This window comes from Mucilaginibacter sp. P4_E8, from assembly GCF_056401495.1.
In genome coordinates this window covers 1-11,265 of record NZ_JBFUJG010000147.1, presented here as the reverse complement: position 1 = coordinate 11,265, position 11,265 = coordinate 1, and the positions used below count along the sequence as shown (strand labels likewise).

The window sequence follows — 11,265 nt, the reverse complement described above, 5'->3', positions numbered from 1 at the left end:
GGATAAACGGATTATGAAATCTAAAATGGATCACAACGTTAAGCAACCATAAAAATAAAGCCACCGTACTACCAATTGCTATCGCGATGGGGATAATGATGAGTGTCCAGCGGATGAGGTGCTTCAGTATCGAAAAATGTTCGGACGTAAAAATTTTATCATTCATTTTATTGAAGGCTAATTTAGGTTATTTATGACGTGATTGGGGGATGAAGAATAAATTGCTTCCTTTAAATAAGGGCACAAGAAAGTTCCCTTATAAAGCGTCAAGCCCATAAGTATCTGTGAAACAATAAAAGCAGGGAAATACCACCGGGAATTACGGCCGGATACTTTTAAAACAGATTTGTTGATTTTATTTTTCACCCACAAAAAATTAATACAGCGTAAACGCTATAAGTCAATTAATTGCAGGCGTCATCAGCTTTTTAAGGCGGTTAAATAGGAAGACACCATTTCCTTACTACGAATATAGCTTTTTTTGTGAAAATGCCATAATTATTCAGGGTAAGTTAAAAACAAACCCTATCCTAAATAGTATGAAACTTATAGTTAAACAGCCAGTTCAACCTCTTTAATTGAAAGGAATAATAAACGACCCTGGTATTCAACCCAAACATCGGCAAAACCATTACCATCGTAACCTAAAAATTTCATGAAAGAGTTACCGCTTATTATATTTAAATTCTTCCATCTTTTACCAATGTACTTAAGTAATTGACCACGCTTTAGGGTTGTGTGCTTTGCCATAAGTTTAATTTTTAAAAAGTGAAACAATAAACTAAGTTAATTAACATCCGCGATAAATTTTAACTTTTAGAAAATAAATTTTCAAGTGTATCAGGCATATTACATCGGCAGAAATGTCACTATCCCTTGCCGGAATTTACATAAAATCCGTAAAAAACTCCATATCAATAAGTTGCATAATTATATGGCATTTTTCACTACAGGAAAGAGGGCACATGGACTATTTTATTTATTTCCCATACCCTTGCATAGTTCCTTACATTTATCTTTACAGTTATCAATCACCTCAAGATAGTAATTTTCATATAAAGGTAAAATGGTTGCCAGGTCAAACTCCCTGGCACGGGCCAGCGCGTTATCTTTAAAAGTGTTAAGCCTGGTTTCGTCCTCCAATATGTAGATGGCTTTTTCGCCCATCCCATCAACATCGCCAACATCTTTCAGGAAGCCGGTTATGCCATCAACATTTAACTCGGGAAGGCCGCCGGCATTGGTACTGATCACCGGGACCTTACAGGCCATAGCCTCCAATGCTGCCAAACCAAAACTTTCTGACTGCGATGGCATCAGGAACAAGTCGGCTACAGAAAGTATTTCTTCAATAGCATCCTGCTTACCCAAAAAACGTACGTTATCAGTAACACCAAGATCGCGRCATAACTGCTCACAGGCAGAACGCTCAGGCCCATCACCAACCATCAGCAATTTTGAAGGGATCTTTTTAACCACTTTAGCAAATATCTTGATCACATCCTCGGTACGTTTTACCTTACGGAAGTTGGAGGTATGCACCAATATCTTTTCGCCCGATGGCGCTATGGCTTTTTTAAAGTGATCCTTTGCTTTAAGGCTGAAACGGGTAAGATCAATAAAATTTGGTATTACTCTAATATCGTTCTCGATCTCAAAAAACTCATAGGTATCGTGCCTTAGGTTTTCAGATACGGCGGTAACCCCATCAGACTTGTTGATGGAAAATGTAACCACCGGGTTAAAAGTTCTGTCTTTACCTACCAGGGTAATATCAGTACCATGCAGGGTGGTAACCACCGGGATATAAATACCGAATGTTAACAAGATCTGCTTGGCCATAAAGGCTGCGGATGCATGCGGAATAGCGTAATGGACATGCAGCACATCCAATTTTTCATGCCGCACCACATCAACCAGCCTGCTGGCCAGGGCCAGTTCATAAGGCGGAAAATCAAACAGTGGGTAATTGGATACCGATACCTCGTGATAAAACAGATTTTCGGAAAAAAGATCTAACCGGGCTGGCTGGTTATAGGTAACAAAATGAACCTGGTGACCACGGTCTGCCAGAGCTTTACCAAGTTCTGTAGCAACAACCCCGCTTCCCCCGAAGGTTGGGTAACATACTATTCCAATTTTCATTAATGTTGGTTAATTATGGCTGCAAGTTTAACAGCAATTTATGGCAAATGTGTTAACACTGTGTAAAATGATTTACCTTAGTTAAGTTACTCAATTTTTTAATTTAACCACATCAAAATTATCATCTATGCAAAACGTTATTCAATTAAAAATCAACAGCATACAACATATAGGCATACCGGTAACTGATATTAATACGTCACAATCTTTTTACAGCAGACTTGGCTTTAGCAATGTAATGGAGGCCCCGTTTAGGCACGGGGAAGAAAAGGGCACCTGTGTAATGATGCAGCGTGAAAATATGATCATGGAGCTGTACCAACTTCCCGATTCGGCATTGACAGAGATCAGGAGCCGGGACAATGGCCATGTTGACCATGTGGCTTTTGATGTGAGTGATATTGATGAAACTTTTAAAATAATTAAAGAGGCAGGTTTTAACATCATAGAAGAAGCACCCGTTTTTCTGCAATTTTGGAAAAACGGATGCAAATATTTTAACATCACCGGCCCCAATGGCGAACGGCTGGAGTTTAACCAAGTGATTTAGGGAGATTTCGGAATTGGGATGTTCGATTTGGGAATTATTTATTTGCGCCTGTTTAGTACAAATCCGAACTCGAACATCCCAATTCCGAAATCAAAGTGGATTATTTATCCACCAGGTATTGCCAAAGGGATCTTTAACTCCCGCGCCGCGGCCGTAAGGCTGGTCGGCAGGCGGCATGATGCTTTCTGCGTCGTTATCCAGGGCTTTTTTATAGGTTTCATCGCAGCTGTCAACATAAATAAACATGCCGGCATTTTGCTGAGGGTATGCATCATTACAATCAGCAAACATAATGGTGCTGCCTTTAATGTTTAGTTCGGCGTGCATAATATGGTTTTCATCGCGCATTTGCTTGTACTGCTCCTGCGCGCCAAATACGTTTTGCATAAATTCGATGAATTTGGGCGCATCCTTTACGATAAGATAAGGCATAATGCGCTGATAGGTTTCGGGAATGTTGTTTACTGTTTCCATGATGATCTCTGTTTTTTATTCAAATTTAACCAGCCCGGCATCAGCAAAATTGTAAAAACCGGACATTTTGATGTCGGATTTAGGAATTTCGATTTTTCACTTTGGTTTCTCATCAACGGTATTCAGGAAGGCTTCGCCGTTTCGGATCTGTTCTCTATCTGATAATTATCAGTCAGAATTCCGGTACTCTGTACCCTCGGCCTTACCCGAAAAGTAAAAACCAGGATGGTAGCCGGTAAAGGCCTTCACGTCATGTATAAAATGCGACTGATCATAATAACCACACTCCAACGCTATTTGGGTTAGTGATTTATTGCTGCCATATTGCTGAATGGCATCCTGCAGGCGTATTAACCGCAAATAAGTTTTAGGACTAAAACCAGCATATTCTTTAAACCGCCTGTCGAACTGCCTGGTAGAAAGGTTAAATGTATCGGCCAGTTGCCCTACTGTTCTGCGTTGTTTGGAATGAATTACGTGGCGTATAGAAGTGATGATGCGATCATCTGTGGGGGTATTGTGGCGCAGGCGCATCAGTAAAAAGTCGGTCAGTATTTCGGCACGTTTCAGGTTATTGGGAGCCAGTATGATCCGCTCTTCCAGCTCGCGACCCACATTGCCCAAAAAGGCATCATAATCAAGGGCCAGGTTACTGGTTTCACTGCTGGGGATATTAAAAAAGCGCGGAACAGCAAAAGGATATATATAGGCCCCAAAAATGCCGAAGCTTTCGCTCGTTATAAACCGTCGGTAGGTATCGGTTTGGAACTGAATACCTGAGGGGCCACCATTCTGTCTGCCATCATCAGTAATTTCATCAAAACTTGCCTGGTAATGAAACACCATTTCGGTACACCCATCAGCTATGGAGCGGTAAACATATTGAGGTTCATCTGCCGATAGCTCATGCTCCAGCACCCAAAAAAACCTTACAAAAGGTTTTAATATATCCGGTGGCTGAATGGTGTAGTAATTCATATCGGAATTGAAATTTCGATGTCGAATTTATTGTTTCTATAAAGTTAGGGTTTATTGTTTGATTTTAGAATTGATAATCAATAACTTAATTAAGCTTAAGCAGAGATACCTTATGCTGATGCAAGTTTTGCGTTTGGGCTTTAGTGCATGGTTAACTTGAGTCACAAGTCGTCTGTGTGCCGGCAACCGCACAAAACTTGCTTCAGCTTAGGGAGTAAAAAAGAGCTTATTTGATGCCCAGCTTCGTTTTAACAGGCACCATCAGATCAGTACCTTGATTTGAAACAAGCAGCGGTGAGCCTTGTGAAGCATCCAATACATAAGTAATACCTTTTTCTTTGGCAACATCATTAACAGCTGCACGAGCTTTATCTGATAATGGTTTTACAAGTTCGTTTGATTTAGCTTCAACCTGTTGCTGAGCGCTGGTTTGCAAATCCTGCATACGTTTCTGCAAATCCTGCAACTCGTTTTGCTTGGTTGTACGCACAGCATCTGTCATTGTTTTGCTTTGTGCTTGAAAATCCTTCCCTTTTGTTTGCAGCTCATTGTTCATGGTTGTTAGCTGATCAACAAACTGCTTTTGGTAAGCATCAATTTGTGGCTTAATTGTTTTGGCCTCGGGCATTTGACCAACTAAAGATTGAAAATCGATATAACCGATTTTTGTCTGTGCCTGGGAAAACGTCCCAACAAATAATAAACTTGCAGCAATTAGGGTGATTTTGAACATATTTCTCATACTTAACATTTAATTTCGTAAAAGGTATTAGAACGCCTCGTGAGTGAAATTGTTTTAAATATTGGTTAATTTTTTAAAATTAAGCCGCTTATAAACCATATAATTAAGCAGTCTCTGCTAATAATATTTTATCCTTATTTTTCATTCTAAAAATGAAAAACATAACCAGTGCCGACAGCAAAATGAGCATCAAATAACTGAAACTCAGGTTCCGCTCATCCTTTGCCGGAACAACATTAACGATGCCATAGCTCAAAAAAGAAACAATCACGTAAGTAATGCCCCCTGTAAGGCCCCCTGCAATGCCGGCATTTTTAGGAAACTTACTCAGGCAAAAAGTAAAGTAATTATTAAACGTGTAGCCTGCACCTACGTGAATAATAAATGCAAAAAAGATGAGCGAGTATAAATTGTTTATAAAGTTAAGGCTGATGATCATCAATATCACAAAAAGGAACTGCAGCACTACATTGATCACCAATCTCCTGAAAAATGGGCGGTTGATAGTTGCCTTACCTATAAAACCACCTACCATCCAGGCAAAACCCAGCACCAGGGAACTGTAACCTGCAATAATAGGTGATAAATGCAAATGATGTTCAATGATAAAAGGTCCGGTCATGTTGTAAGTCATTACCATACAATAAGCCAGCCCCAGCATAACAATGCCCAGGGTAAAACTGGTAGTTTTGATCATGCCGGTATAGATGTTTACGATCTTTTGGAGATGAAAATCTGAAAAATGTACCAGGGTTTCTCCACTAAATATGAATTCTAAAATGGCAAACACCAATGCAAATCCGGCCAAAAAATAAAAATTAGATTCCCAACCAAAAGCGGCTTGCAGATAGCCCCCTATAAACGGGGCCACAATAGGTCCGGTTGACCAAATAATAGAGAACAAACTTAAATAGTGTTTTAATTTTTCGCCGGCAAACAGATCAACAAAATAAGCCCGCTTGGCTACTATAATGGCGCCTACAGTTACCCCATGTATAACCCTCATGAGGTATATGAGGTAAATATTATGGGTGATGGCTATGACTACACTGGCCACCGCGAAAATAATTAATGAGGCAAGGCTAACCTTATACCGGCCAAAACTATCTAATATGCTACCGATAAATAGCTGTGATACGCCATAGCTGATCAAAAAAATACTTAATGTTAACTGCACCTGAATACTGCCAACATGCATTTCGCCGGCCATGGTAGGTAAAGAAGGAATATAAATGTCTGTCGCGAAACCGGATAATGGGATCAAGGCAAAGGCCACCAAGGTTGCTATTCCCTGGTGATGTTCTTTAATAGTTGTTGTTTTTGATGTAGACGTGATCATAGATCTCGCAAAATTAGTATTCTAAATCAGGAGGCATGTTTTGTGAATGTCAAACTAATAGTTACGCAATTCAACCAAATCAGATCCACTATTAAAATTACATGATGTAAACAAACTTAGCCTGATAAGGACACGCACAACACACGTGCACAGCTTATGGAAAGAGTTCGATAAAATGCTGTAAATGTATAGTTTGCAAMTTTTAATACTGTTATATTCGTATAACTAAAAGCCTAACCTTATCTATCACCTAAACCGACACCATGAAAAAGCTCACATTATTATTTTTTGTTGCGGTTATTATTTTTGCCGGCTGTTCTAAAAATAAAAACAACAAGCCCGATGATGGGAACAAACCGCCTGTTGAAACCCCGGCCGATACACTGCTCACATTAAATCTTGCAAACGAAGATTTTCATTTTTACAGCAGCACCTATTTTGTACTTACCGACGAAAGCGGAGAAATACTGAATGAGGTTAAATATGTAAGCGGTACCAAACTGTTAAAAATAACCTCATTAAAACCATATAAAAAAGAGCGTTTCAATTTTTATGAGATTGATGTAAGTGCAGACGCTACAGTTACACCGTCTGTTATCAAGGGCTTTTTACAGGTAAAAAAAGGAAGCCACTATCTGGATTTTAGTAAGCGGCTATTGCAAAAACCCGTTCACGAATTAAAATACCATTTAAAAAATCCGGTATATTTTGATCAGTTAGATATTCGAGGTGATCAATACGGTTATAGTTTGGGCAAACTTGCAGATACGGTTTTCAGTCTTTATCCGGGATTAACTGATGATGGTAAACTGTATGTGCATTTACTCGTAAATGAAAATCATCATTTATACAATTTCTTTGATGTTACTAAAGGGGCAACTGATTTTAATATAGATATGACCAAGATAAACAAAGCCCCTTTGGTTAAAAGCATTACTTCGCCCGGATCAAATCTTATAGTAGAGGTAAATGCCAGGGCCGATAAAAACTATTACAGCAGTTATTATTTGGGATTGCTAAGTTCGAAAGGTAACCAGGTTAACTATTATTACCCGCAGGAACCATTTGCTGAGTATATTACTAAAATAAGGTATTCTCTTGACGAGTATAACTACTACTTTACCAAAAACACTACTGTTATTCCTGATAAAGCCGATACCTATAATGCGGTTATTAGTACTCCGGATGGAACCCTTACAACTTTTAAACCCTCTTTTTCGGGTCCGGTTGATTACTATATGGCCTACTTTGCAAGCTTCGACACGCCCGGTTTCTCTGTGCAATTGTCTGGCCCGGCTGCCGGAAGCGCTGTTAACATAAAATTCCCTGATTTTTCTAAATATCCGGAGATAAAAAATGTTGATTTGACCAAGCAAATACTTCAAAATGTTTCCGTGTTTAAGGATAGCGCCTTTGATGAAACATATTTTCCTTACAAAACCGATGGCAATCCGGTTTACCCAAATCTTGATTTAAGATCAGTTAGCCGTAATTATTAACAGCAGGGAGGTCATCAAAACAAATACAAATTAATACCTTTTGTCACCCTGAGCGATAAAATCCGGGGACTCTGAAGGGGAAATGACGTTGCTAAAAGGGCTGCCTGTAAGTGTTCATATGTACACCCGTGAACGCTCATGAACACTAATTAACATCTGATAATCAGCAATTTATACTTTTAACCCTACTGACAAATTTCTGTCACCACTTTCAATTTATTAAGGCACAAGTAGCATTTACTCGCTTGCCAACCCGATATACTTGTGCCAGGCTGGGGACACGCATATGCCAGCTTAAGGGGGAGGAAGTTTTTATTTGTTCCAAAATCATCCCTATTGAAATCTTCTTTCCTACTCAGCAGATAAGCTTCGGGCGAAATCGGACAGAACAAGTTGGGCCAGTGCGGTTGTAAGGGCATTAGCAATTTTTACTGAAGCGCAGGCGGGCGGGAACAAAGTGGAGTAAAAATTTGGCAGCCCGTGGTTCTGTCTGGTTTGCAGGGTAGTGGCCCTGTGTGGCAAAGAAGCATTTCTGCTGAAAGCGTTATTCGTTTTATTATTTGTTTTTAATCGGTACTCATTATCTCGCTACGCTCGGTCTTGGTTACTTTTGTGGCGACAAAAGTAACTGGCCCTCCCGCGGCCAAGAGCGGGTATGCGACATTCTTTTTCACCTTGCTCTGTAAGTCGGGGATTGCTTCGTACCTCGCAATGACGCGTTTTTTGTTTTCAGGCAAGGCACAAGTAGCATTTACCCCTATCCAGCCCAACATACTTGCGCCAGTTGACAGACTAAGTTTTTTCTATTTTCAGCTATTCTATAAATACTATTCTATAATAATCCCATTCTGCTTGCAATAGATCAAATATTCACCAATGAGTTTTTTTACAGATTCAAATGCAGCCGGATTGTTTTTTTTCAAATCAAACAAATAGCCACCTGTAGATTCCAAACCTTCGCCTCCTGTTGCTGCTCCTCTGCTTAAAAAATTTAAATCTTTTGACACATTATCAAATCCAGAATTATTTAGTGTTTCTATTATTGCATTATATATTCGTGTGATATCCATTCAATTATTAGTTTATTTTTTACTGGTGTTATTACGTTCCCGCCAGTTCAAGCGTCCTCCGCTTGAACTATATACAAGGTAATCGTCCACGCTTACTTCGGAAAGCACTCAGGCGTAAACACTTGATTAAATGATATTCCAATTTCCATTTTTTCCATTCCCAAATCGAACATCCGAAATCCCAAATCAAAAAATTACATCCCCATTCCCTTATTTATCGCCTCATAAACCACATCCTGAATCCGTGGCCTGATGTTCAGGCTACCCAGCTTATTGCTGACATCGGGGTGTACCCGGTTTGACAGGAATATATATACCAGGTTATATTTAGGATCAACCCAGATACAGGTACCCGTAAAACCGGTATGCCCGTAAGTTTGCGGCGAAGCTAACTTTGATGGGTAATGGCGATCCTCGATAGGGTCCCAGCGGTCAAAGCCCAATCCCCGGCGACTTACAGCCGATTGCTTGGAGGTGAACAGGTCGACCACTTCGGGCTTAAAATACTGGGTGCCGCCGTAAGTGCCGCGGTTTAGCACCATCTGGTACAATATGGCCACATCATTGGCGCTGGCAAACAAACCGGCATGCCCGGCAACGCCGCCCATTAAGGCCGCGGTTGGGTCATGCACGTAACCATCCAACAACGACTGGCGGTATTTCTGGTCGTTTTCTGTAGGCGGTATCTGATTTTGGTTAAAGCGGTGCAGCGGTAAAAATCCGGCGGTTTGCATACCCAGAGGGTTGTAAAACTGCTGCTGAACATATACATTTTCGGGGATAGCAGTGATACTTTCAAGCACTTCCATCATCAGCAGCATGCTCACATCACTGTATACATATTGCCCCCTTGTTTTAAGCGGAGAGCTCAGCATATCGGGCAGCATTACATCTTTGTAATAATCCTTTCTTAAAAAATAATGATCAGATACATGGATGGGGTAAGCAGCCGACGAATCGGTACTATGGTCTGTAGGTTTTACCTTTTCAAAACCTTTAATATCCGGTATCAGTCCGGCCTGGTGCATTAACAGTTCGCGGATCTGTATATTATTCTTATTGCTATTACGTGCAAGCGGAATATAATCGCCAAGTGTGCCTTCCAAACTCAATTTACCCTCGTCGGTAAGCTTCATAGCCTCCATAGTAGTGGCCGATACTTTGGTCATGGAAGCGAGGTCGAAAATATCGGTTATCCTATCGGGTATACTATTATCATAAGTATGATAACCATAGGCTTTATTAAAAATCACCTTGCCATCCTTAGCCACCAATACTACGCAACCAGGGGTTGCATGCTCAGCTATAGCCTCCCGGGCAATATCATCAATACCCTTAAGGTTATTCGCATTAATCCCCGCATCTTCCGGAACGGTGTATTGCAGCCTTATTTTATTGGTAATAAAACCCATGCCCGTGGCAAACTGCGGCGAATAGGTGCGAGTAAGTTTTTGTGTAACCGGCATGCCGCCAAAAATAGCCTGGGCGCTATACAATACCGAAACCGGTGTTAATCGTTCGCTCCATAAAATGGGCACGGTAACATTATTCAATTTAGTTAGTATCCCGCCACCGCCAAAGGCAGTCACGATCACATTTTTTAGTTTTTGATTACTGCTGATAAAATCAATGATCTGCGGATTTGCCAGGTCGGCCTCAGTTAACTGCAGTATAATGGTATTATACCATTTCAAATCAGATGACAGATCGATCAATGTTTTTGAACCAGTGTACGTGTTACCATCAAAGGTTTGCACCTTATTGTACTTGTTCAGCAAGCTATCAAAAACGGTAGCGTATTGGTTTGAAAAATGTACACTTGCAATTTTTAACTGGTCAAGGTTTTGCAGCGGTATCAGGTATTTACTATTGTTAAACAATACAGTGGAGTGTTCAACCAATCGTTCTTCGTTAACATAAGCCTGTCCTGTAGGGATAACAATAGGTGGGTTTTGTGCACAAGCCGTATTAAATAATGAAAACCCTAACAACACTAAAGGAACACAGCTCCATTTATTTTTTATCATATACTTTAACTCCGTTTATATAAGTTTTGATCACTTTAACTTTTGGTAATTGAGCCCCTTTTACTTTCATAATATCCTGATCAAGGATCACAAAATCTGCATATTTGCCGGGCTCCAGGCTGCCTTTTTCTTTTTCTTCAAAGTTGGCTTTGGCGGCCCAAATGGTAATGCCTTTCAACGCTTCGGCACGGCTCAGCGCGTTTTCGGGTTGAAAGCCCCCAGCCGGGAAACCCTTCAGATCCTTACGTTCCACTGCTGCATAAAACGTGTACATGGGGTTAATATTCTCTACCGGGAAATCGGTGCCTAAGGGAATCCAGCCATTTTGTTTTAATAATTGCTTATACACATAGGCCGATCTTAAGCGTGCTGCGCCTAACCTTTTGCCGGCCCAGTACATATCTGATGTGGCATGTGTTGGTTGTACAGATGGGATAATGC

The 11,265-nt window shown here is 40.5% G+C and carries 11 protein-coding genes and 1 riboswitch; of the genes, 2 read left to right on the top strand and 9 right to left on the bottom strand.

Annotated features, from left to right (window positions below; all coding sequences use genetic code 11):
* Positions 1-404: 404 nt before the first annotated feature.
* Positions 405-469: riboswitch (Fluoride riboswitch) on the bottom strand.
* Positions 470-552: 83 nt separating this feature from the next.
* Together AC1DRQ_RS26435 and bshA are read right to left on the bottom strand one after the other, a co-directional pair.
* Positions 553-750 carry a hypothetical protein gene (locus tag AC1DRQ_RS26435; protein WP_429398936.1) on the bottom strand — a complete coding sequence of 66 codons (198 nt, stop codon included), beginning with the start codon at positions 748-750 and terminating at the stop codon, positions 553-555.
* Between the two features lie 225 nt (positions 751-975).
* Positions 976-2,145: an N-acetyl-alpha-D-glucosaminyl L-malate synthase BshA gene (gene bshA / locus AC1DRQ_RS26430; RefSeq protein WP_477428357.1), complete on the bottom strand. Its 1,170-nt coding sequence runs from the start codon at positions 2,143-2,145 to the stop codon at positions 976-978.
* A gap of 127 nt (positions 2,146-2,272) precedes the next feature.
* On the opposite strand from bshA, the gene AC1DRQ_RS26425 reads away from it, so the two are divergent.
* A complete protein-coding gene (locus AC1DRQ_RS26425) occupies positions 2,273-2,695 on the top strand; it encodes a VOC family protein (protein WP_477428355.1) in 423 nt (140 codons plus the stop codon).
* A 90-nt stretch (positions 2,696-2,785) separates the two neighbouring features.
* Here the strand turns inward: AC1DRQ_RS26425 and AC1DRQ_RS26420 are convergent, their stop codons facing one another.
* From AC1DRQ_RS26420 to AC1DRQ_RS26405, 4 genes are all read right to left on the bottom strand, one after another.
* Positions 2,786-3,169, bottom strand: coding sequence for a VOC family protein (locus AC1DRQ_RS26420; RefSeq protein ID WP_477428353.1), 384 nt, complete (start codon positions 3,167-3,169; stop codon positions 2,786-2,788).
* A 168-nt stretch (positions 3,170-3,337) separates the two neighbouring features.
* Entirely contained in the window at positions 3,338-4,147 is an 810-nt protein-coding gene (locus AC1DRQ_RS26415; protein WP_477428351.1) for a helix-turn-helix domain-containing protein, read from the bottom strand.
* A gap of 226 nt (positions 4,148-4,373) precedes the next feature.
* Complete coding sequence (locus AC1DRQ_RS26410) at positions 4,374-4,880, bottom strand: OmpH/Skp family outer membrane protein (protein WP_477428349.1); 507 nt, start codon at positions 4,878-4,880, stop codon at positions 4,374-4,376.
* 112 nt (positions 4,881-4,992) lie between these two features.
* Positions 4,993-6,228, bottom strand: a complete 1,236-nt coding sequence (locus AC1DRQ_RS26405) for an MFS transporter (RefSeq protein ID WP_477428347.1) — start codon at positions 6,226-6,228, stop codon at positions 4,993-4,995.
* A gap of 263 nt (positions 6,229-6,491) precedes the next feature.
* Between AC1DRQ_RS26405 and AC1DRQ_RS26400 the strand changes: the two genes are divergently transcribed.
* Positions 6,492-7,727 carry a hypothetical protein gene (locus tag AC1DRQ_RS26400; protein WP_477428345.1) on the top strand — a complete coding sequence of 412 codons (1,236 nt, stop codon included), beginning with the start codon at positions 6,492-6,494 and terminating at the stop codon, positions 7,725-7,727.
* Between the two features lie 827 nt (positions 7,728-8,554).
* On the opposite strand, the gene AC1DRQ_RS26395 is transcribed toward AC1DRQ_RS26400, so the two are convergent.
* From AC1DRQ_RS26395 to AC1DRQ_RS26385, 3 genes are all read right to left on the bottom strand, one after another.
* Positions 8,555-8,797: a hypothetical protein gene (locus AC1DRQ_RS26395; RefSeq protein WP_477428343.1), complete on the bottom strand. Its 243-nt coding sequence runs from the start codon at positions 8,795-8,797 to the stop codon at positions 8,555-8,557.
* 194 nt (positions 8,798-8,991) lie between these two features.
* Positions 8,992-10,824 (bottom strand): serine hydrolase domain-containing protein, encoded by a 1,833-nt coding sequence (locus AC1DRQ_RS26390; protein ID WP_477428341.1) that lies wholly within the window; start codon positions 10,822-10,824, stop codon positions 8,992-8,994.
* Positions 10,811-11,265, bottom strand: a 455-nt coding sequence (locus tag AC1DRQ_RS26385) for an amidohydrolase family protein (protein WP_477428339.1), incomplete at its 5' end; no start/stop codon positions are given. The genes AC1DRQ_RS26390 and AC1DRQ_RS26385, both read right to left, overlap by 14 nt.